The 22762-nt window shown below is 63.6% G+C and carries 12 protein-coding genes and 1 other RNA gene; 12 read left to right on the top strand and 1 reads right to left on the bottom strand.

Annotation, left to right across the window (positions count from 1 at the left end):
• The first annotated feature begins 9 nt into the window (after positions 1-9).
• The 8 genes from aceE to JHD64_RS02840 all read left to right on the top strand — a co-directional run bounded on the left by aceE (position 10) and on the right by JHD64_RS02840 (position 15915).
• Positions 10-2673 carry a pyruvate dehydrogenase (acetyl-transferring), homodimeric type gene (gene aceE / locus JHD64_RS02875; protein ID WP_059287366.1) on the top strand — a complete coding sequence of 888 codons (2664 nt, stop codon included), beginning with the start codon at positions 10-12 and terminating at the stop codon, positions 2671-2673.
• 122 nt (positions 2674-2795) lie between these two features.
• Positions 2796-4454, top strand: coding sequence for a dihydrolipoyllysine-residue acetyltransferase (gene aceF / locus JHD64_RS02870; RefSeq protein ID WP_199052189.1), 1659 nt, complete (start codon positions 2796-2798; stop codon positions 4452-4454).
• 138 nt (positions 4455-4592) lie between these two features.
• Positions 4593-6392 (top strand): dihydrolipoyl dehydrogenase, encoded by a 1800-nt coding sequence (lpdA, locus tag JHD64_RS02865; protein ID WP_059287336.1) that lies wholly within the window; start codon positions 4593-4595, stop codon positions 6390-6392.
• Between the two features lie 211 nt (positions 6393-6603).
• A complete protein-coding gene (locus JHD64_RS02860) occupies positions 6604-8364 on the top strand; it encodes an autotransporter assembly complex family protein (RefSeq protein WP_233170304.1) in 1761 nt (586 codons plus the stop codon).
• Positions 8364-12191 (top strand): translocation/assembly module TamB domain-containing protein, encoded by a 3828-nt coding sequence (locus JHD64_RS02855; RefSeq protein WP_199052188.1) that lies wholly within the window; start codon positions 8364-8366, stop codon positions 12189-12191. Before JHD64_RS02860 ends, JHD64_RS02855 begins: the two co-directional genes overlap by 1 nt.
• A gap of 104 nt (positions 12192-12295) precedes the next feature.
• On the top strand, positions 12296-13483 hold the full coding sequence (locus JHD64_RS02850; protein ID WP_199052187.1) for a M20 aminoacylase family protein: 1188 nt from the start codon (positions 12296-12298) through the stop codon (positions 13481-13483).
• 72 nt (positions 13484-13555) lie between these two features.
• On the top strand, positions 13556-14500 hold the full coding sequence (locus tag JHD64_RS02845) for a nucleoside hydrolase (protein WP_199052186.1): 945 nt from the start codon (positions 13556-13558) through the stop codon (positions 14498-14500).
• A complete protein-coding gene (locus tag JHD64_RS02840) occupies positions 14497-15915 on the top strand; it encodes an MFS transporter (protein WP_110313588.1) in 1419 nt (472 codons plus the stop codon). The genes JHD64_RS02845 and JHD64_RS02840 overlap by 4 nt, the downstream gene beginning before the upstream one ends.
• Here JHD64_RS02840 and JHD64_RS02835 read toward each other — a convergent pair.
• On the bottom strand, positions 15892-19065 hold the full coding sequence (locus tag JHD64_RS02835; protein WP_199052185.1) for an EAL domain-containing protein: 3174 nt from the start codon (positions 19063-19065) through the stop codon (positions 15892-15894). The genes JHD64_RS02840 and JHD64_RS02835 overlap by 24 nt on opposite strands.
• Before the next feature lie 105 nt (positions 19066-19170).
• On the opposite strand from JHD64_RS02835, the gene rnpB reads away from it, so the two are divergent.
• The 4 genes from rnpB (at position 19171) to purH (ending at position 22749) form a co-directional block, all read left to right on the top strand.
• Positions 19171-19533: RNase P RNA component class A (gene rnpB / locus JHD64_RS02830), an RNA gene on the top strand.
• A 143-nt stretch (positions 19534-19676) separates the two neighbouring features.
• Complete coding sequence (dusB, locus tag JHD64_RS02825; protein ID WP_199052184.1) at positions 19677-20696, top strand: tRNA dihydrouridine synthase DusB; 1020 nt, start codon at positions 19677-19679, stop codon at positions 20694-20696.
• A 93-nt stretch (positions 20697-20789) separates the two neighbouring features.
• Entirely contained in the window at positions 20790-21026 is a 237-nt protein-coding gene (locus JHD64_RS02820; RefSeq protein WP_045845804.1) for a helix-turn-helix domain-containing protein, read from the top strand.
• A gap of 145 nt (positions 21027-21171) precedes the next feature.
• The gene (gene purH, locus JHD64_RS02815) at positions 21172-22749 is read left to right on the top strand and encodes a bifunctional phosphoribosylaminoimidazolecarboxamide formyltransferase/IMP cyclohydrolase (RefSeq protein WP_199052183.1); all 1578 of its coding nucleotides are present in this window, start codon (positions 21172-21174) and stop codon (positions 22747-22749) included.
• Positions 22750-22762 lie beyond the last annotated feature (13 nt).

The raw sequence follows: 22762 nt of genomic DNA, 5'->3' as shown, positions 1-22762 counted from the left end.
GGATGAGATATGGCTGCAACCTTCCCTGACGATATCGATCCCCTGGAAACCCAGGAGTGGACTGAAGCGCTGGAGTCGGTTCTGGATACCGAAGGTTCCGAGCGCGCGCACTTCCTGCTGGAAACCATGGTCGAGCGTACCCGCCGCCGTGGTGCCTACCTGCCGTTCGACGCCACCACCGCGTACCAGAACACCATCCCGGTGGGCAAAGAACACAAATCCCCCGGCAATCACGAGATGGAGCACCGCATCCGCTCCATCAACCGCTGGAACGCTGCGGCCCTGGTGCTGCGCGCCGGCAAGAAAGACCTGGAGCTGGGCGGCCATATCGCATCCTTCCAGTCCTCCGCCACCCTGTACGACGTCGGTTTCAACCACTTCTGGCGTGCGCCGAATGACGAGCAGGACGGCGATCTGATCTACTTCCAGGGCCATATCGCGCCGGGCGTGTATTCCCGCGCTTACCTGGAAGGCCGCCTGACCGAAGAGCAGCTGGACAGCTTCCGTCAGGAAGTGGACGGCAACGGCCTGTCCTCCTATCCGCACCCGTGGCTGATGGACGACTTCTGGCAGTTCCCCACCGTATCCATGGGTCTTGGCCCGCTGATGGCCATCTATCAGGCCCGCTTCCTCAAGTACCTGGAAAGCCGTGGCCTGGCCCGCACGCCGGGTCGCAAGGTATGGTGCTTCTGCGGTGACGGCGAGATGGACGAACCGGAATCCCTGGGTGCCATCGCCCTGGCCGCCCGTGAAGGCCTGGACAACCTGATCTTCGTCATCAACTGCAACCTGCAGCGTCTGGACGGCCCGGTGCGCGGCAACGGCAAAATCATCCAGGAACTGGAAGGCGACTTCCGCGGTTCCGGCTGGAATGTGCTGAAAGTGATCTGGGGCAGCCGCTGGGATCCGCTGCTGGCCATGGACACCAAGGGCCTGCTGAAAAAGCGCATGGACGAGTGCGTGGACGGCGACTACCAGACCTTCAAGTCCAAGAACGGTGCCTACGTTCGCGAACACTTCTTCGGCAAGTACCCGGAGCTGCGCGAAATGGTGGCCAATATGTCCGACGACGAGATCTGGGCCCTGAACCGTGGCGGCCACGATCCGCACAAGGTCTACGCTGCTTACTACGAAGCCACCCACAATGCCAACGGCCGTCCGACCGTGATCCTGGCCAAGACCATCAAGGGTTATGGCATGGGTTCGTCCGGCGAAGCGCAGAACATTGCCCACCAGGCCAAGAAGATGGATATCGAAAGCCTGCGCAAATTCCGCGACCGCTTCGGTATTCCGGTATCCGACGAAGACCTGCCGAAGGTGCCGTACTACAAGCCGGCTGAAGACAGCCCGGAAATGAAGTACATGCGCGAACGCCGCGCCGCACTGGGTGGTTATCTGCCGGCCCGCAAACCGGTGAAGGCCCCGCTGGCCATCCCGGGTCTGCACATTTTCGACAGCCAGCTGGGCGATTCGGGCGAGCGCGAGTTCTCCACCACCATGGCCTTCGTGCGCATGCTGGGCACCCTGCTGAAAGACAAGAACATCAGCAAGCAGATCGTGCCGATCGTACCGGATGAATCCCGTACCTTCGGCATGGAAGGCATGTTCCGCCAGTACGGCATCTGGTCCACCCAGGGTCAGAACTACGTACCGCAGGACGCCGACCAGCTGATGTTCTACAAGGAATCCAAAGACGGCCAGATGCTGCAGGAAGGCATCAACGAGCCGGGCGCGATGTCCTCGTGGATTGCCGCAGCCACCAGCTACGCCAACCACGGCATCCCGATGATTCCGTTCTACATCTACTACTCGATGTTCGGTTTCCAGCGTATCGGCGACCTGGCCTGGGCTGCCGGCGACATGCGCGCCCGTGGCTTCATGCTGGGCGGCACTGCCGGTCGTACCACCCTGAACGGTGAGGGCCTGCAGCACGAAGACGGTCACAGCCACATCCAGGCTGGCCTGATTCCGAACTGCGTGTCCTACGACCCGACCTTCGCCTACGAGCTGGCAGTCATCCTGCAGGATGGTCTGCGCCGCATGTATGGCGAGCAGGAAGACGTGTTCTATTACATCACCCTGATGAACGAGAACTACACCCACCCGGCCATGCCGCAAGGCGCCGAGCAGGGCATCATCAAGGGCATGTACCTGCTGAAGGACGGCGGCGACGCTCAGGTGAAGGTACAGCTGATGGGCTCCGGCACCATCCTGCGTGAAGTGATTGCCGCAGCCGACCTGCTGCGCAACGACTTCGGCATTGCTGCCGACATCTGGAGCGTGACTTCCTTCAACGAGCTGCGTCGTGACGGTATGGAAGCTTCCCGCTTCAACCTGCTGCACCCGACCGAAGCGGCCCGCAAGTCCTTTGTCGAGCAGCAGCTGGAAGGCCGCAGCGGTCCGGTGATTGCCGCTACCGACTACATCCGCAACTACGCCGACCAGATTCGCGAATATGTACCGGGTCGCTACGTGGTACTGGGCACCGACGGTTTCGGCCGCTCCGACAGCCGCGCCAAGCTGCGCGAGTTCTTCGAAGTGGACCGTCACTACGTCGCCGTGGCTGCCCTGTCCGCCCTGGCCCGCGAAGGCAAGATCGAAGCGGCCAAGGTGGCTGAAGCGATTGCCAAGTACGGCATCAAGGCTGACAAGCTGCCTTCCTGGAAGGCATGAGGCCGGGCCGGATACGGCCAAGCTTGAGGTAGCGAGCCTGCCCTGCCCGGGCAGGCTTGCAACGTAGCCGAATATCGGTGGCGGTACCCTACAGGTGCCGCCGCTCTACGGATGGAAAGCTCATGAGCAATCTGATCGAACTGAAAGTGCCCGACATCGGTGGGCACAGCAATGTAGACATCATCGAAGTATTCATCACCGCCGGTCAGACCGTGGCCGTGGACGATTCGCTGATCACCCTGGAAACCGACAAGGCCACCATGGAAGTGCCGGCTGAAGCTGCCGGTGTCATCAAGGAAGTGAAAGTCGCCGTTGGCGGCAAGATTTCCGAAGGCGATGTCATCGCCATTCTGGAAGTCGGCGCCAGCGCAGCCGCGCCGGCTCCGGCCGCCGCCGCACCTGCCGCTGTGGCACCGGCCCCGGTTGCCGCTGCTCCGGCAGCTGCAGCCGTTGCAGTGCCTGCCGCCCCGGCTGCCAGTGGTCGCATCGACATCGTGGTGCCGGATATCGGCGGCCACAGCGGTGTGGACGTGATTGAAGTGTCGGTCAAGGTGGGCGATGTGATCAGCGTGGACGATTCCCTGATCACGCTGGAAACCGACAAGGCCACCATGGAAGTACCGGCCACTGCCGCTGGCAAGGTAGTTGAAGTCAAGGTTGCCGTTGGCAGCAAGGTCAGCCAGGGTGATTTGATCGTGGTAGTGGAAGGCGCTGTTGCCGCCGCCGCTGCACCGGTAGCCACTCCGGCTGCCGCACCGGCCCCGGCTGCTGCGCCCGCTCCGGCACCGGTTGCCGCTGCGCCTGCCGCCGTTGCCCCGGTGGCCGCCAGCGCCAGCCTGCCTGCCATCAACGAAGCCAGCTTCTCCAAGGCCCATGCCGGTCCGTCGGTACGCCGTCTGGCCCGCGAACTGGGCGTGGACCTGGGCCGCGTCAAGGGTACGGGCCGCAAGGGCCGCATCATCGACGCCGACGTGAAGGCCTTCGTCAAGAGCGTGCTGCAGAACCCGGTGGCTGCCGCTCCGGCCGCTGCTGGTGGCTCCGGCGTGGGTCTGGACCTGCTGCCGTGGCCGAAGGTGGACTTCGCCAAGTTCGGCCCGATCGAAACCAAGCCGCTGTCGCGCATCCAGAAGATTTCCGGTGCCAACCTCAGCCGCAACTGGGTGATGATCCCGCACGTAACGTTCAACGACGAGTGCGACATCACCGAGCTGGAAGACTTCCGCAAGACCATCGGCAAGGAATGGGAAAAATCCGGCCTGAAGATTTCGCCGCTGGCCTTCATCATCAAGGCTGCTGCCGAAGCCCTGAAAGCCTTCCCCACCTTCAACAGCTCGCTGGACGGTGACAACCTGGTGCTCAAGCAGTACTACCACATCGGCTTTGCAGCCGACACGCCGAATGGCCTGGTGGTACCGGTGATCAAGAACGTCGACCAGAAGGGCATCAAGCAGATCGCCAAGGAACTGACCGAGCTGTCGCTGCAAGCCCGCGAAGGCAAGCTCAAGCCGACCGACATGCAAGGCGCCACCTTCACCATCTCCAGCCTGGGTGGTATCGGTGGCAGCAGCTTCACCCCGATCGTGAATGCGCCGGAAGTGGCCATCCTGGGTGTGTGCAAGAGCCAGATCAAGCCGGTATGGAACGGCAAGGAATTTGCACCGCGCCTGATGTGCCCGCTGTCGCTGTCCTTCGATCACCGCGTGATCGACGGCGCTGCTGCCGCGCGCTTCACCGTGCATCTGGGCAAGCTGCTGTCCGACGTGCGTCGCCTGATCCTGTGAAATCGTGAGTAGGGAGTGGGGAATGGTGTCTGCTGCAAGGCAGGCCCTCCCCATCGGGAAAACGAACTGATAAAGGAAGTGGGTGGTGGATGGCGGACGGAGTAACTCTCTACTCCCCATTCCCCACTCCCAAACGCCATGAGCAATCTGATTGAACTGAAAGTCCCGGATATCGGCGGTCACAGCAATGTGGACGTGATCGAAGTCTTTGTGAAGCCGGGCGATGTGGTGAGCAAGGACGACAGCCTCATCACCCTGGAAACCGACAAGGCCACCATGGAAGTACCGGCGGAAACCGCTGGTGTGGTGAAGGAAGTGAAAGTCGCCGTGGGCAGCAAGGTCAGCGAAGGTGACGTGATCGTCATCGTCGAAGCCGCTGCCGCCGCCAGCGCTACTCCGGCAGAAGCCAAGCCGCTGGAAACCACCGGCGTGGCCTCGGCGCACACCGATGCCGGTTTCGCGCCGCAAGCTGCCCCGGTGGCTGCCAGCCATAGTGGTGGTGCCGATATCGAATGCGATGTGATGGTACTGGGCGGTGGCCCTGGCGGTTATTCCGCCGCCTTCCGCGCGGCCGACCTGGGCCAGAAAGTGGTCATCGTCGAGCGTTACTCCACCCTGGGCGGCGTGTGCCTGAACGTGGGCTGCATTCCGTCCAAGGCCCTGCTGCACAATGCCGCGGTGATTGACGAAGTCAGCCATCTGGCTGCCAACGGCATCAAGTTCGGCAAGCCGGAAGTGGATATCGACCTGTTGCGCGGCTACAAGGAAAAGGTCATCGGCAAGCTGACCGGTGGCCTGGCCGGCATGGCCAAGGCGCGCAAGGTGCAGATCGTCCGTGGCAATGGCCGCTTCATCGACCCGCATCATATCGAAGTATCGGTCACCACCGGTAACGGTCGTGAAGAGAGCGGCGAGAAGACCATCGTCAAGTTCAGGAACGCCATCATCGCCGCCGGTTCGCGCGTGGTGAAACTGCCGTTCATTCCGGATGATCCGCGTGTGGTGGACTCCACCGGCGCGCTGGAACTGAAAGCCGTGCCGGAAAAAATGCTGATCATCGGTGGCGGCATCATCGGTCTGGAAATGGGTACCGTTTACTCCACGCTGGGCGCCCGCCTGGATGTGGTGGAAATGCTGGACGGCCTGATGCAGGGTGCCGACCGTGACCTGGTCAAGGTATGGCAGAAGTGGAATGCCCACCGCTTCGACAACATCATGCTTAACACCAAGACCGTGGCTGTCGAGCCGAAGGAAGACGGCGTCTACGTCACCTTCGAGGGCGAGCAGGCTCCGAAAGAGCCGCAGCGTTACGACCTGGTGCTGTACGCCACCGGCCGCGCGCCCAACGGCAAGCTGCTGGGTGCGGAAAACGCCGGTGTGGCGGTGACCGACCGTGGTTTCATTCCGGTGGACAAGCAACAGCGCACCAATGTGCCGCACATCTACGCCATCGGCGACATCGTCGGTCAGCCGATGCTGGCGCACAAGGGCGTGCATGAAGGCCACGTTGCCGCCGAAAACTGCGCCGACCACAAGGCCTTCTTCGATGCCCGCGTGATTCCGGGTGTGGCCTATACCGATCCGGAAGTGGCCTGGGTGGGCATGACCGAAGACGAAGCCAAGAAGCAGGGCATCAAGGTGGAGAAATCCGTCTTCCCGTGGGCTGCGTCCGGTCGCGCCATTGCCAATGGTCGTGATGAAGGCTTCACCAAGCTGATTTTCGATCCGGCTACCCATCAGGTAATTGGTGGCGGCATTGTCGGCCCGCACGCCGGCGACATGATCGGTGAAATCTGCCTGGCCATCGAAATGGGCTGCGATGCCGAAGACATCGCCAAGACCATTCACCCGCACCCCACCATGGGCGAATCCATCGGCATGGCTGCCGAGGTATTCGAGGGTAGCTGCACGGACCTGCCGCCGCAGCGCAAGAAGTAAGCTGCCAGTCCGGCCGCAAGGCCGGGCAGGCTGCCTGCAGTCCCGGCCCGCTGTCACGCGGGCCGTGTCTTATCTCTCTCTCAGTCTTGTGGCGGATCATTCCGCCTTTTTTTATGTCCCTGGCCCGGCTGCATGTGCTGCTGCCGCTGGCATTGCTACCGACATTCCTCGCCAGACTGAACCAGTTTCGCTACCATCAGTCGGACTCCTGATGAATGCCGACATGCTGCCACGCACCCATCCCCTTGCCTTGTCATCCGCTCTCGCCCTCGCACTGTGCAGCGCACCGGCCTGGGCCAAAGTCGATTACACCGTCAGTGTGGAGGCACCGGCGGCGCTTGCCAGCCTGCTCAATGACCATCTGGAACTGATTTCCGCCCGCAACGATGCCGATCTGGACGATTTCCAGCTGCAGGCCATCATCAAGGAAACACCTTCCGCCGCGCAGGCGCTGCTGGAGACCGAAGGCTATTTCAGTGCCGTCATCCGGGTGGAGGAGCAGGGTGAGCAGCACTATGTCATCAAGGTGGAAGCGGGCGAGCCGGTCATCATCGACGATGTCACCCTGCAGCTGAACGGACCGATTCGCCAGCAGGCGGATTACCAGAAACGGCTGGCCGCCGTGCTGGAAGCCTGGGCCCTGCCGATGGGTGCGCCCTACCGCCAGGATGACTGGAGCAGCAGCAAGCGTGCCATCCTGCGTCTGCTTACCGTCGACCGTTTTCCCTTGGCAAAAATCGTCAAGAGTCAGGCCGACATCGACCCGCAAACCCATCGCGGCCAGTTGCTGGTGCAGGTGGACAGCGGGCCGCTGATCCGTTTCGGCCCCACCCATATCAGCGGCAACCAGCGCTATCCGCTGAGCGTGGCCACCGGTCTGGCCGATTTCCGCCAGGGTGATCCCTATCAGCAAAAGAAATTGCTGGATTACCAGTCGGCACTGGAGCAGGCACCGCAATATTCCGGGGTGGTGGTCAGTGCCGACATGGCGCGCATCGAGCAGGATCAGGTGCCGGTGGACGTCAGCCTCACCGAATTCCCCAAGCAGAAGCTGGAGCTGGGCCTGACTTACGACTCGGAAGACGGTCCGGGTACCCGTATCGGCTACGACTACTACAATCTGTTCGGCAAGGGCTGGACCGGTTCCGTCCTGCTGGACTGGAAAAACAGCGACCGCAATCTCAGCTTCGGTCTGGGCTTCCCGCGCCAGGCCAACGGCTACTCGCACTCCATTACCTCCTCGTACAAGGAAACCGACATCCAGGGGGTGAAAACCACCACGGTGGATGCCGGTGCCTGGCGCATCCGTTCGCATGACAAGATCAATGCCCGCTTCGGGGTGGAGTTCCTGCAGGAAAAGGAAACCATCGGCAACACGCCCAGCAACAATACCCGGGCGCTGCTCGGTGCATTCGGCTGGACCCGGCGCGATGTGGACGACACGCTGCGCCCGCGTTCCGGCACCCTGCTGGACGTCTCGCTCTCCAGTACGCTGGGCGGCTTGCTGTCCACTACCAGTTTTGTCCGCGGCTATGCGCGCGGCGTCAGCTACTGGAGTCCCTGGCCCAAGTACGGCACCCTGCTGACCCGGCTGGAAGTGGGGCAGGTGTGGGCCAAGGACACTGACGAAGTGCCGTCCTCCCAGCTGTTCCGTGCCGGTGGCTCCAATAGCGTGCGCGGTTATGACTACCAGAGCCTGGGCCTGCCCGGTCCGGATGGCGCGGTGGTGGGCGGGCGGGTGGTGGCAACGGCCACACTGGAATACCAGATTCCGGTGGTCAAGGACTGGGCCATCGCCCTGTTCCACGATGCCGGTAATGCCGCGCAAAGCTGGCAAAGCTTCAAGCTGGAGCAGTCAAACGGTGTCGGCTTGCGCTGGTACAGCCCGGTGGCCCCGCTTGCGCTGGATATTGCCAAGGCAGAAAAGGACGGTAAGTTGCGCTGGAACATGAGCCTGGGGCTGGCATTCTGATGAGCGAGAACCAGCCTCCCGTCACACCGGCCATGCCGGATGCTCCCCCGCCGGCCACACCGCCAGTCCGGCCACGTCGGCGCTGGTGGCGCCCTGTCTGTCTGCTGCTGGTGCTGGCCCTGTTCACGGCCCTGGGCTGGCTGACCGGCAATGAGCAGGGTTTTGCCTGGCTGTGCCAGCAGCTGCCGGCGCTAAGCGGGCAGCAACTGAGCATTGCGCGCAGCGAAGGCACGTTGTGGTCGGGTTTTACCCTGCACGACATCCGCTGGCGCGCACAGTACGAGGATGCCGACATCGACCGCCTGCAACTGCAATGGCAGCCGGCCGCCTTATGGCAGGGCCAGCTGCAGGTGCAGGCGCTGCGCATTGGCCATGTGCGGCTGACCACGCGGCCCAGCCCGCCCACACCGGCGGCCGGTGCGCCAGCCTCGCTGTCACTGCCGCTGGCGGTGCAAGTGGACGAGCTGGCCCTGGCCAGCCTGACCCTGTTGCCGGGCGATATACGCTTATACGGTTTGCAGGCGAGCTATCGCTACGACCGTCAGCAGCACCGCTTGCAGCTGCACAGCCTGCAAACCCCCTGGGGCGGGAGCCGTGCCACCTTGCAACTGGCCGACAGCAGCCCCTTTGCCATCCAGGGCCAGCTGCAGGCGCAGGGTGAGCTGGAACAGATTCCCTTGCTGGCCGGACTGAAGCTGGGCGGCAATCTGCTGCAGCTGCAAGTGGATGGCACTGCCAGCGGCAAGGGCATGCTGGCCGAGGCACATGGCCAGCTGCATCCCTTCGCCTTTAATCCCTATAACCGCTTCCGCCGGCTGGATGTGCGGGTGGGTGGCATCAATCCCCAGGCCATCATGCCGACCTGGCCCAAGGCCCGGCTGGGTTTCGCCATCCATGCCGAACCTGATGGCGGGGCGCGCATCAAGGGCGGGCTGTCCCTGCTCAACAGCCAGCCCGGCCCGCTCTCAGCCAGCCAGCTGCCCTTGTCGCTGCTGGTGGGCGAATTCCGCGCCGACGAGAAGGCACTGCATCTGGACAAGCTGATGGCCCGGCTGGGCGGTGGTCAGCTCAATCTGACCGGCAAGGTCGAGCACAATGCGCTGGACATCGTGGCACTGCTGGACAATATCGGCCTGCGCGCCCTGTATGAGACCGCGCCGGATGAGGTGATCAAGGGCACGACGCGGGTGGTCGGCGCGCTCAGCGGACCCGACATCAAGGCCAATCTGTATGGCAAGACCCTGCAATTGCAGACGGCGCTGGGCTTCCAGCAGGCGGCTGGTGGCAAGGTACTGCTGCTGCGCCAGCTGGATCTGACCGCCGGTGCCGGCAAAGTGGCGCTCAGCGGGAAGCTGGGGCTGGAAGGGCGGCAGGAATACCAGCTGGAAGGCAAATTGCTCAAGGCCGATCCGTCCCGCCTGCAAGCCGGTTTGCCCGCAGGCGAACTGAATGCGGCCATCAAGGCCAGTGGCCAGTTGGCAGCGCCCCTCAGCGGCAAGCTGGGCTTGCAGTTCGCCCCCAGCCGGCTGTCCGGTGCCGCGCTGTCCGGCCAACTCAGTGCCGACTGGCAGGGCGAGCGCGTGCGCCAGCTGGCGGCCGACCTCAGGCTGGCCAGCAACCGGCTGCAGGCCAGCGGTGCCTATGGTGCGCCTGGTGACAAACTCAAGCTGTTGATCGACGCCCCCAATCTGGCGCTGCTGGGACGGGACTTCTCCGGGGTGATCAAGGGTCAGGCCGAACTGGCCGGCACCCCCAGGGTGCCACTGCTCAGCGCCAGCCTGCGCGCCGAGCGACTGCGCCTGCCGGGCAATCTGGCAGTACAGAGCCTGAGCCTGGATGGCGACATCAAGGCCGACCCCAGCAGTCCTTTCCGCTTGCAGCTGGCGGCGGACAAGCTGCAGGCCGGCAATTTCAGTGCCGAGCAACTGCGGGCGCAGGGCAGTGGCACCCGTACCCGCCATCACCTGCAGCTGGATGGCCGGCTGCGGCTGGATGGCCGGCCCTATGGCGTGCAGCTGGCGGCCAGTGGTGGCCTGCCGCTCAATAGCGGCCAGTGGCAAGGCGTGCTGGAGCGGCTGGAAATCACCGGCAAGCCCGCACTGAGCCTGCAAACCCCGCTGGCAGTGGAAGCCGGTGCGGCGCGCATCAAGCTGGGCAGTGCCCGGCTGGCGCTGTTGGGCGGCAGCCTGAGCCTGAGCGAGCTGACCCGTAGCAGTAACGGCGACCTGAGCACGCGCGGGCATGCCGAGGGCTTGCGGCTGGCCGAGCTGGCCCCGCTGCTGCCGCTGCCGGTGGAGCAGAATTTGCTGCTGGACAGTGGCTGGGACCTCAAGCTGAGCGGCAATCGACCGCAAGGTCAGCTCTGGCTGAAGCGGGCGGCTGGCGATATCAGCCTGCCGGCTGAGGCAGGCCGTCCGGCCGCACTCGGCCTGAAAGCCGCGCAACTGAGGCTGCGCTTTGATGGTGGCAGCCTGCTGTTCGATAGCGACATCGACAGCCGCTATGCCCAGCTGAGCGGCAAGGGCAGCCTGCCGTGGAATGGCGGCGCCATCGACAGCCGCACCCCGCTGGCAGCCAGCGCCACGGTGTCGCTGCCCTCCTTGGCCGCCCTGGCGCAGCTGTCGTCGCCCGCACTCGAGCTGGCCGGCCAGCTGTCGGCCAATCTGAGCCTGAGCGGGCCCTTGGGGCAGTTGCAGGCGCAGGGCACCATCCAGGGCAGCAAACTGCTGCTGGCCGACCACAGAACCGGCATCCGGCTGGGCGACGGTGTGCTGCAGGCCAGAATGAGCGGTCGCAGCCTGATTCTCGACAAGCTGCGCTTTGCCGGTGGCCAGGGCGAGGTCAGCGCCAGCGGCAGCCTGGATCTGAAGGAAACCGGCCCGGATGCCACGGTCAGGGTTACCTTGAACAAGTTCAGCGTATTCGATAAGCCCAGCCGCAAGCTGGTGGTCTCCGGCAGTACCGAGCTGAGCATGGTGGACCGGAAAATTTCGCTGACCGGCCGCATTCGTGCCGATCAGGGACGGATCGACCTGCCCAAGACCGGTGCGCCCAGCCTGAGCGACGATGTGGTGGTCAAGGGGCGCGAGAGTGCCGAGCCGTCTGCCTTTGCCAGCCTGCCGCTGACGGTGGCGCTGGATCTCGATCTGGGCGAGCGTTTCCGCCTGGTTGGCCAGGGCCTGGACGTGGAGCTGACCGGCGTGGTCAAGGTCAGCGCCAATCCCGGCATGCCGCCGGGGGCCCGCGGACAGGTCCGGGTGGTGAAAGGGCGTTACAAGGCGTATGGCCAGGATCTGGACATCGAGCAGGGCATCATCAGTTTTGTCGGTCCGCTGGACAATCCGGTGCTCAATGTCGTGGCCAAGCGCCATTTGTCCCCGGTGGGAGCGGGGGTGGAGGTGTCCGGCAGCGTCTCCGCGCCACGCATCCGGCTGGTGGCGGATGAGTCGATGTCGGAAAAGGACAAGCTGTCCTGGCTGGTGCTGGGCCATGCGGCCAGCGGTGATCGTGATGATGCCGCGCTGGCTGCTTCTGCCGGCATGATGCTGGCCGGCTCCATCAACGACCATGTCGGTCTGTTCGATGAACTGGGCATGGCCAGCCGCAAGGAGCGGACCCTGGCCAATGGTACGGTAAGCCCGGCCGAGCAGGTGGTGACGGTGGGGCGGCAACTCACCCGCGAACTCTACCTGGGCTACGAATATGGCGTGACCAGCGCCGATCAGGTGGTCAAGCTGGCTTACCAGCTGAGCAAGGGCTGGTCCGTGGTCTTGCGTGCCGGCACCAATACCTCGGTCGAGTCGCGTTACACCCTGCGCTTCGATTAGTCGCCGGGGGCTGGCGGGGGCTCCTGCACTTTGTCCCGGTATCGCCCGGCAGCGGTTTTCTCACAGTCTTTGCAGTCCTGTACCTGACTGCGGAGACTGTTTCCATGCATAACGCCATCCTGCCCGGCATCCTGCGTATCAACGATGAAATGGTGGCCCTGCGTCGCCAGCTGCATGCCCATCCCGAACTGGGTTTCGAGGAGTTCAATACCCGGCGGCTGGTGATGGAAAAGCTGCAGGGCTGGGGCTACCAGCTCACCGAGGGAATCGGCGGCACCGGGGTGGTGGCGACACTGCAGTGTGGACGCGGGCCGACCATCGGTCTGCGAGCCGATATGGACGCCCTGCCCATCCAGGAAGAAACCGGCCTGCCCTGGGCCAGCCAGATAGACGGCAAGATGCATGCCTGCGGCCATGATGGCCATACCGCCATCCTGCTGGCCGCCGCCTGCGAGCTGGCGCGCAGCCGGCGCTTTGCCGGCACCCTGCATCTGATTTTCCAGCCGGCCGAAGAGGGGCATGGCGGCTCCGGAGCCAAGCGCATGCTGGACGACGGGCTGTTCCGGCGTTTTCCCTGCGATGCCATTTTCGCCCTGCACAATATGCCGGGCATCCCCTTGGGCAAGCTGGGTTTCCGGGCCGGCGCCTTCATGGCCTCCACCGATACCATCACCATTCTGATCCATGGCACGGGCGGCCATGGCGCCATGCCGCAACGCGCGGTCGACCCGGTGGTGGTGGCCGCATCGCTGGTGCTGGCATTGCAGACCATCGTCTCGCGCAATGTGCCACCGCTGGAAACCGCCGTGCTGACCGTGGGGGCCATTCTGGCCGGAGAGGCTGCCAATGTGATTCCGGCCAGCGCCGAACTGCGCCTGACCGTGCGCGCCCTCAATCCGGCGGTGCGAGAGCTGCTGCACCAGCGCATCCACCAGCTGGCCGAGCAGCATGCCGCCGGCTTCGGTGCGCGGGCCGAGGTGCAGTTTCAGCACGGCTACCCGGTACTGGTCAACGATGATGTCATCACCCAGCAAGCCATGTTGCTGGCGAGCGAGTGGCTGGGGGCCGGCAATGTCATCGCCGATCTGGCACCGCTGACCGGCAGCGAGGACTTTGCCTACTGGCTGGAGCAGGTGCCTGGCTGTTACTTCATTGTCGGCAATGGCGATGGTGATGGCGGCTGCATGGTGCACAACCCCGGCTATGACTTCAACGATGAGGCCCTGCCGCTGGCGGCCAGTTTCTGGGTGCGGCTGGTGGAACACTGGCTGGGACCCGCCACGACAGCGTAAGCCAGCATGCACCGGCGTTGCTGCCGGCGCACCATGGCAGCCCTGTTTCCATCGCCCGCACAAGGACACCCCATGCCCCGCAAGATCATCCTCGATTGTGACCCCGGTCACGACGATGCCATTGCCATGCTGCTGGCACATGGCAGCCCGGCCATCGAACTGTTGGCGGTCACCACGGTCGCCGGTAACCAGACACTGGAAAAGGTGACGCGCAATGCCCTGGCCGTGGCCGAGCTGGCCGGCATCCAGGTTCCCATCGCCGCGGGTTGCCCGCGCCCGCTGGTGCGGGAAATCGAAGTGGCACCCTCCATCCACGGCGACAGCGGCATGGATGGGCCATCCTTGCCGCCGCCACAACGCCAGCTTGATCCGCGCCATGCGGTGGACCTGATCATCGAGCTGGTCATGCGGCACCCGCCGGGCGAGATCACCCTGGTGCCGACCGGCGCGCTGACCAATATCGCGCTGGCCGTGCGCAAGGAGCCACGCATTGCCAGCCGGGTGCGCGAGGTGGTGTTGATGGGCGGCGGCTATCACACCGGCAACTGGAGCGCAGTGGCCGAGTTCAATATCAAGATCGACCCGGAAGCGGCCCATATCGTATTCAATACCTCCTGGCCGCTTACCATGGTGGGGCTGGACCTGACCCACCAGGCCTTGGCCACCCCCGCGGTGCAGGCGCGCATTGCCGCGCTGGGGACGGCCCCGGCCCGCTTCGTGCAGGAACTGCTGCTGTTCTTTGGCGAGACCTACCGCCGGGAACAGGGTTTTGCCAGCCCACCGGTGCACGACCCCTGTGCCGTGGCCTATGTCATCGACCCGCAGGTGATGACGGTGCGCAAGGTGCCGCTGGATGTGGAGCTACAGGGTGCGCTGACCCTGGGCATGACCGTGGCCGATTTCCGGGCGCCGCCGCCATCCGCTTGCCATACCCAGGTGGCGGTCCGGCTGGATCATGATTATTTCTGGCAGATGATCATCGATGCCCTGCAACAGATCGGCAGGGAGCAGCCATGAAGCGCGCCAGCCCTGGCGTTGCCAGCCTGATGACCGCGCTGGTGGCCGCCTGCGTGGCGTTTCAGCTCAATGCCAGCATGCTCAGCCCGGTGCTGGTGACTATCGCCCGCGAGCTGCAGGCCAGCGATGGCGCCGTGGGCCTGTCGCAAACGGCCTTTTTCACCGCGGCCGCCCTGTTTTCGCTGTTTCTGCCGCGCTTGGGCGACATGCTGGGCCGGCGGCGGGTGCTGCTGGGCATGTTGTCCATCATGCTGGCCGGCAGCATGCTGGCGGCGGTGGCCCCTTCCATCGCGGTACTGCAACTGGCGCGGCTGATCCAGGGGGTAGCCGGCCCGGTGGTGCCGATCTGTCTGCTGATGCTTTACCACGAGGTGAATGAGCCGCGGCGCTACGGCCTGCTGATGGGGGTGATCACGGCGGTCAATGGCGGCATCGCCGGCATCGATGCCATTGCCGGTGGCTTGCTGGCGACCCACTTCGGCTTTCGGGCCGTATTCTGGTGCATTGCCATCGTCGCCGCCGTGGCCTGTGTGCTGGTAGCCAGGTATGCGCCGGAGTCGCGCCCGTCAGCCGGGGCGGCCATGGACTGGCCCGGCGTGGGGTGGCTGGTGCTGACGCTGGCCAGCCTGCTGTGGGCGCTGAACCTGGCGGCGGCGCCTGGCCCTGCCCAGTGGGGAGGCATCGGCGGCATGGTCTTGCTGGCGTCATTGGCCTTGGCCCTGTTCCTGCGACAAGAGCAGCGCAGCCCACAGCCCTTGCTGGCGCTGGACATCCTGCGCCAGCGCAGTACCTGGGCCCTGCTGCTGACCACCATGCTGACCATGAGCGGCGTGTTTGCCATCATCAACGGGCTGGTGATGTCCCATGCCCAGCAAGCAGGCAGTGGCTTTGGCCTGGCTGCCGATCACGCTTCCTGGTTGTTGCTGACCCCCTATGCGCTGGTGGGCTGGCTGGTGGGTCCATGGGCCGGCCAGCTGGCACCGCAATGGGGATATGGCCGGGTATTGCGGCTGGGCCTGGCCGGCAGCATGCTGGCCATCGTGCTGATGCTGGTTTGGGGCCTGTACAGTCTGTGGTGGATGGTGGCGGCCTGCCTGCTGGCCGGCGTGGCCTATGCCGGTACCGCCAACATCATGCTCAATGGCCTGGGGGTGGTGCTGTCGCCCGCGCGCTATCCGGGGCTGCTGCCCGGCCTGAACGCAGCTGCCTTCAATCTGGGGGCCGGGCTCAGCTTTGCCGTATTGCCTGCGCTGCCAGCCTGGCTGCCGGGTGTGCCCGCCGCTGCCAGCGGCATGCTGGCCGGCCTGGGCATCGTGGGCCTGGCCTGGCTGACTTCCTTGCTGATCCCGCGGCCACAGGCGGCCGAGCTGGTCGGCGTGGATGGGCGGCTGTCAGCTGCCGAGCGGCAGCGCTAGCTGGCGGGCAATGGCGCTGGCGTCCTGCGGCCGGCCCAGCAGATAGCCCTGGATGCCACCGCAACCGAGCTGGCGCAGGAAATCGCATTGCTCCACGGTTTCCACGCCTTCGGCCAGCGTGCTCATGCCCAGCGCCCGCGCCAGGTGGATGATGGCGGACACGATGGCGGCGTCTTCGCTGTCGCCGGGCAGGTCGCAGACAAAGGAGCGGTCGATCTTGATGGTGTCCGGGGCAAAGCGCTTGAGGTAGGCCAGGCTGGAGTAGCCGGTGCCAAAGTCATCGACCGATAGCCTGACTCCCATGGCCTTTAGCATGGCCAGCTGGCGCGAGGCCAGGTCGGCGTCTTCCATCAGGGTGCTTTCGGTCACCTCGATTTCCAGGCAATCGCCTGGCAGGCCGCTCTCTTGCAGCGCATCCCTCACCTCGTCGATGAAGTCCAGCCGTGCCAGCTGGCGCGCCGACACATTGACGGCGATCTTGGGCAGCGGCAGGCCCTGTGCCCGCCAGCGCGCCATCTGCCGGCAGGCCTCACGCAGCACCCAGCGTCCCAGCGGCACGATCAGCCCGCTGTCTTCGGCAATGGGAATGAAGCGGCCGGGCATGATCAGCCCTTCCACCGGGTCCTGCCAGCGCAGCAATACCTCGCAGCCGATCAGTGCCTGGCTGTGGATGTCGTATTGCGGCTGGAACAGCAGGAACAGCTCATCCTGTTCCAGTGCCCGGCGCAGCCGGTTTTCCAGTTGCAGGCGGTCTGCCACCTGGGTATTCATTTCGCGGGTATAGAAGCGGAAGGTATTCCGGCCATGCGCCTTGGCATGGTACATGGCCAGATCGGCATTCATCAGCAGGGTCTGGATGTCCTCGCCATCACCCGGCAGCAGGCTGATGCCGATGCTGCAGCCCACCACCAGGGCATTGCCATCGATATCAAACGGTGCCTGCATGGCGCGCAGGATGCGCTCGGCAACCTGGGCCGCCTCGTCCGGCTGGGCGATGGCCGGCAGGATGAGCACGAACTCGTCGCCACCGGTACGGCCCACGGTGTCCAGCTCGCGCACTGCGCCGCACAGGCGGCCGGCCACTTGCTTGAGCAGTTCATCGCCGCAGTTGTGGCCCAGGGTGTCGTTGATGTTCTTGAAATGATCCAGATCGACAAACAGTACCGCCAGCTGGCCGCCATGGCGTTCGGCCAGGCGGATGGCTTGCAGCAGGCGGTCGTTGACCAGGATGCGGTTGGGCAGGTCGGTCAGGGCATCATATTCCGCCAGATGCTGGATGCGCGCCTCGTGCTCCTTGCGTTCCGAGATATCGGTAAACAGTGCCACATGGTGAGTGATCCGCCCCTGTTCGTCGGTCAGCACGCTGATGTTCAGCCACTCCGGGAAGGCCTCGCCGTTTTTGCGGCGGTTCCAGATTTCCCCCGACCACTGGCCGCGTTTGGCCAGGCTGTCCCACATGCGGGTATAAAAATCGCCATCGTGCTGGCCGGATGCCAGCAAGGCCGGGGTCTGCCCCAGCACCTCCTGCTCGTCAAAACCGGTGATCAGGCTGAAGGCACGGTTGACAGCCAGGATGCGGTTGTCGGCATCGGTGATCAGGATGGCTTCATTGCTGGATTCGAAAACCTTGGCCGCCAGCCGCTGCTGGCGGTCGGCATGGTGCCGCTGGCTGATATCGCGGGCGGTGGCGCACAGATAGCTGTCACCGTGATAGTCGATGCCGGTCAGGGTGACTTCCAGGTGCAGATGCCCCTGGCGACATTGCAGCCGGGTTTCGAAGGTATGCGGCAGGCTGACGCCGGCCGGGGCAAACAGCTGTTTTTTCAGTTGCTGCCGTCCTTCTGCTTCACTACCCAGGCAATCCAGGGCGGCGCGGTTGGCATAGACCAGCCGGCCATCTGCCGCTTGCAATGCGACCAGATCGGTGGCGTGGTCGATCATGAAGCGGCTGAGCTGCAGCTCGCGCGCACTGGCTTCCAGCTCGGCATGGCTTTGGCGCAAATCCTGCTGGTAGCGCGCCACCAGTGCATTCATCCAGCGTACGAAGAACCAGGAAAACAGCGCGGCACTGGCCATGGCCAGCAGGGTCATCAACAGGGTGGTGTCGATACGGCGCAGCAATTGCTGGTCCAGTTGCTGGCGGGCTTGCACACTGCCATCGCGAATGGACTGGATATGCATGGCCGTCACCATGGTCCATTCCCAGCCCGGCAAGTGGCGGGCATAGGCCAGGTGGGCCACCGGCTTGGCACTGCCGGCTTCGGGCACGGCGTACTCCATGAAGCCGCCACGCTTGCCCAGCTGCAGGACTTCCAGCACCCGCTTGCGCAGCTCGGGTTGCAGCGCCAGATAATGCCGGCCCTGCAAGGCAGGGTCGGCGGGGTAGAACTGTAGTACGCCCTGCTCGTCCACCACCATGAAATCGTCACCATCACGCCCCATGTGCATGCGGGAGAGCAGGGTAATGGCCCGTTGCTGCAGGCTGGCCTCGACATTGGCAATGTATTCGCCGCTGCCGATGACCCAGTGATAGGGGGTGAACTGGCGCGAATAGGCCACTTTTTCCGACATATTGTGGCTGCCCGGCAAATACCAGCGGTAGGCGGTGAAGCCTTGTCGCTCCGGGTTGCTGACCGAGTCGATCAGCGCTTGCATGATGTAGCGGCCATGGTCGTCGCGGTTGTCCAGCAGCGAACTGCCTTCGCGTTCTGCTGCGGTGGGCAGCAAGACGCAGCGTCCATCCATGGTGTCGATGAAGAAATAGCCGCGCCCTTCGAAAAAGCGCAGCGGGCGCAGTGCCTCGACAATCAGTCCCTTGACCCGCGCTTCCGGCAAACGCTGGTGTTCACGCTGCCAGATGCCTTCGGCCACATGGTAGGCCTGGTCGACTTGTTCTTTCAGTTGTTGCTTGAGGGTGTCGGTGGAGTGATCGCGCAGGGCCAGCAGGGTCAGCGCCGTGTGATCGCCGGAGGCTTGCAGGTATTCGCGCGCATGCTGGTAGGCATCGCCTTCGATCTGTTGCTGGCGCGCATGGAAATCCGTCCAGCTGGTCAGCAGGAAATAGCCTGCCAGCGTCAATGCCAGCAAGAAGATGATGACCAGCGTGCCAAGCAGCTGCAAGCGCGACAGCTTGGCTTGATTAAGCTCCATTCTTAAACGAACCCCGCAGAAATGACCGGTTAGTATAAATGAATGCTATTTCGCTGCAGGAAAAAATGCCGCGTGTTTGATCTGCTTCAGGTAAACTGGCGGCTGGAAGTCAGACAGACAGTCGCCGCGCTGCTGCGCAAGCAGCGGCGGGGAGGAAAGTCCGGGCTCCGCAGAGCATGATGCCGGCTAACGGCCGGGCGCCGTGAGGCGACGGAAAGTGGAACAGAGAGCTGAACCGCCGATGGCTGACTTGTCAGCACAGGTAAGGGTGAAAAGGTGCGGTAAGAGCGCACCGCGGACGTGGCAACACGGACGGCAGGCTAAACCCCATCAGGAGCAAGACCAAATAGGGGGGCGTTAACGTGGCTCGCGTTGTCCCCGGGTAGGTTGCTTGAGACTGTCGGTAACGGCAGTACTAGAGGAATGACTGTCCAACGACAGAACCCGGCTTATCGGCTGACTTCCAATCCCCACCCCTTCCGCAGTACCCGGCTGTACCATTTCTTCTGGCTATCGACCTTGCTCAAAAAATAAGCAAAAAGGTTTTTACTGCTTAAAAAAAAAGCATTACAATGGCCGCCCTTTTGCTTGTTTGACCGCAGAAAACCCTGATGCGCATTGGTCCTCATACCCTGAAAAACCGGCTGATCGTCGCCCCCATGGCCGGTGTGACGGACAGACCGTTTCGCATGCTGTGCAAGAAAATGGGCGCAGCCATGGCGGTGTCGGAGATGATTACCTCCAACAAATCGCTGTGGGCTACCGCCAAGACCTTGCGCCGGGCCGATCATGCCGGCGAGGTGGAGCCGATTTCGGTGCAGATTGCCGGTTCGGACCCGCAGCAGATGGCGGAGGCCGCGCGCATCAATGTCGAGCAGGGCGCGCAGATCATCGACATCAATATGGGTTGTCCGGCCAAGAAGGTGTGCAATGTGGCCGCCGGTTCCGCCCTGCTGCGCGACGAAGCGCTGGTGGGCCGCATTCTGGAGGCGGTGGTCAGGGCGGTAGAGGTACCGGTGACCTTGAAATCCCGTACCGGCTGGAGTCCCGAGCACCGCAATGCCTTGCGCGTGGCCAAGCTGGCGGAAGACTGCGGCATTGCCGCGCTGGCGCTGCATGGCCGCACCCGCGAAGACATGTATCGCGGGGCTGCCGAATACGACACCATCCGCGCGGTCAAGGCCAGCATCGGCATTCCGTTGATTGCCAACGGTGACATCGATACCCCGCAAAAAGCGCAGCAGGTATTGCAGTACACCGGGGCCGATGCGGTGATGATAGGCCGGGCAGCACAGGGCCGGCCGTGGATTTTCCGTGAGATACAGCATTTCCTTGACACCGGCGAGCTGTTGCCGCCGCCGCAGGTCAGTGAAATCAGCCAGATCATGCTGGAACATCTGGATGATTTGTACGGCTTTTATGGCGAATACTCCGGCTGCCGTATCGCACGCAAGCATATTGCCTGGTACACCAGGGGGCTGAGGGGCTCCAACGAGTTTCGCCAGGCGATGTACCAGCTGGAAGACACCGGCGCGCAACGGCAGGCGGTGGCCGGCTACTTTGATCAGTTGGCCGCGCAATCCGAGCGGCTGGAATATGACTCTCTGCCGCAGGAGTCGCTGCCGGTCTAGCCGGCAGGGCAGCAAGGCGGTAAAGGTGCCCGGGGCCGACATCGGGGCGGAGCAGCAGTGTTCACACGAAATGCTGAAGACAGAACAATAAACATGCAAAACAACGAACATATTTCCCAGTCGGTACGGCTGGCGATGGAACAATATTTCCGTGATCTGGACGGCGAGATCCCCGCCTCCATCTACGACATGGTGCTGGCCTGCGTGGAAAAGCCACTGATAGAGGTGGTGCTGACACACACCCAGGGCAACCAGACCCGGGCTGCCGAGTTGCTGGGGCTCAATCGCAACACCCTGCGTAAAAAAATGAAGTCGTATGATTTGATATGAAGATAAACCGGCCATACCCCACACAGGATGGCCGGTTTTTTTGTGCCTGCCGCCCGTGCAGCACATGCCGGACCAGACCTGATGCCGGCATCAGGTCCAAGCTTGACCAGTTTTTTTCATTCATTAGCCAAGGTGGTAGAGAAACATGACCAAAATCGAACGCGCGCTGATCAGCGTCTCCGACAAGACCGGTGTTCTGGAATTCGCACGGGAACTGGCCAAACTGGGCGTGCACATCCTGTCTACCGGCGGCACCGCCAAACTGCTGGCCGATAACGGCGTGCCGGTGACCGAAGTGTCCGACTACACCGGCTTTCCGGAAATGCTGGACGGCCGCGTCAAGACCCTGCACCCCAAGGTACACGGTGGCATCCTGGGCCGTCGCGACCTGCCGGAACATGTGGCCAAGATGGCCGAATACGATATCGGCAATATCGACCTGGTGTGTGTCAACCTCTACCCGTTTGAAGCCACCATCGCCAATCCGGACTGTGTGCTGGAAGACGCCATCGAGAATATCGACATTGGCGGCCCGACCATGGTGCGCTCCGCCGCCAAGAACTGGGCCCATGTCGCCATCGTCACCGATGCCGCCGACTACGCCGCGCTGACCGCCGAACTGCAGGCCAATGACGGCAAGCTGGCCAAGACCACCCGCTTCGAGCTGGCCAAGAAAGCCTTTACCCACACCGCCGCTTACGACGGTGCCATCTCCAACTACCTGACCAGCCTGGCCGATGGCGTGGTGAGCGGCAAGCCGGAACGCGTGGCCTTCCCGAACCGCCTGAACGCCCAGTTCGTCAAGGTGCAGGACATGCGCTACGGTGAAAACCCGCACCAGTCCGCCGCCTTCTACCGCGACCTGGACCCGGCAGCCGGCACCATCGCCGGCTACCGTCAGCTGCAGGGCAAGGAACTGTCCTACAACAATATCGCGGATGCCGATGCTGCCTGGGAAGCGGTCAAGACCTTCGACCAAACCGCCTGCGTCATCGTCAAGCATGCCAACCCCTGCGGCGTGGCCGTGGCCGGTGACACCCTGAGCGCCTACAAGCTGGCCTTTGCCACCGACACCACCAGCGCCTTTGGCGGCATCATCGCCTTCAACCGCCCGGTGGATGCCGAAACCGTGGAAGCGGTCACCGGCCAGTTCCTGGAAGTGCTGATCGCCCCGTCCTTCACCGAAGAAGCCAAGGCCATCATCGCTGCCAAGAAAAACGTGCGCGTGCTGGAAATTCCGCTGGAATGCGGTGCCAACCGCTTCGAACTGAAGCGCGTGGGCGGCGGCGTACTGGTACAGACCCCGGACATCCGCAACGTGGCACTGGACGAACTGCGTGTGGTGACCAAGCGTCAACCCACCCCGCAAGAACTGTCCGACCTGCTGTTCGCCTGGCGCGTGGCCAAGTTCGTCAAGTCCAATGCCATCGTGTTCTGCAATAACGGTCAGACCGTCGGCATCGGCGCCGGCCAGATGAGCCGCGTGGATTCCACCCGCATCGCCGCCCGCAAGGCACAGGATGCCGGTTTGAGCCTGCAAGGTGCCGTGGCCTCCAGCGATGCCTTCTTCCCCTTCCGCGACGGTATCGACGTGATTGCCGAGCAGGGTATCAAGGCCATCATCCAGCCGGGTGGCTCCATGCGTGACGAAGAAGTGTTCGCCGCCGCCGACGAGCATGGCATTGCCATGGTGTTGACCGGCGTGCGCCACTTCCGCCACTAAGAACGGCGAGCAA

Source organism: Aquitalea sp. ASV15, from assembly GCF_016429115.1.
GTDB lineage: Bacteria > Pseudomonadota > Gammaproteobacteria > Burkholderiales > Chromobacteriaceae > Aquitalea > Aquitalea magnusonii.
Note: the sequence above shows the minus strand (reverse complement) of the source record. Positions and strands in the feature narration are given on the sequence as shown.

What these genes read in the sequence shown, in the direction of transcription:
- aceE (WP_059287366.1), top strand. Translation starts at nt 10, where the DNA reads ATGGCTGCAACCTTCCCTGACGATATCGATCCCCTGGAAACCCAGGAG.
- aceF (WP_199052189.1), top strand. Translation starts at nt 2,796, where the DNA reads ATGAGCAATCTGATCGAACTGAAAGTGCCCGACATCGGTGGGCACAGC.
- lpdA (WP_059287336.1), top strand. Translation starts at nt 4,593, where the DNA reads ATGAGCAATCTGATTGAACTGAAAGTCCCGGATATCGGCGGTCACAGC.
- JHD64_RS02860 (WP_233170304.1), top strand. Translation starts at nt 6,604, where the DNA reads ATGAATGCCGACATGCTGCCACGCACCCATCCCCTTGCCTTGTCATCC.
- JHD64_RS02855 (WP_199052188.1), top strand. Translation starts at nt 8,364, where the DNA reads ATGAGCGAGAACCAGCCTCCCGTCACACCGGCCATGCCGGATGCTCCC.
- JHD64_RS02850 (WP_199052187.1), top strand. Translation starts at nt 12,296, where the DNA reads ATGCATAACGCCATCCTGCCCGGCATCCTGCGTATCAACGATGAAATG.
- JHD64_RS02845 (WP_199052186.1), top strand. Translation starts at nt 13,556, where the DNA reads ATGCCCCGCAAGATCATCCTCGATTGTGACCCCGGTCACGACGATGCC.
- JHD64_RS02840 (WP_110313588.1), top strand. Translation starts at nt 14,497, where the DNA reads ATGAAGCGCGCCAGCCCTGGCGTTGCCAGCCTGATGACCGCGCTGGTG.
- JHD64_RS02835 (WP_199052185.1), bottom strand. Translation starts at nt 19,065, where the DNA reads ATGGAGCTTAATCAAGCCAAGCTGTCGCGCTTGCAGCTGCTTGGCACG.
- dusB (WP_199052184.1), top strand. Translation starts at nt 19,677, where the DNA reads ATGCGCATTGGTCCTCATACCCTGAAAAACCGGCTGATCGTCGCCCCC.
- JHD64_RS02820 (WP_045845804.1), top strand. Translation starts at nt 20,790, where the DNA reads ATGCAAAACAACGAACATATTTCCCAGTCGGTACGGCTGGCGATGGAA.
- purH (WP_199052183.1), top strand. Translation starts at nt 21,172, where the DNA reads ATGACCAAAATCGAACGCGCGCTGATCAGCGTCTCCGACAAGACCGGT.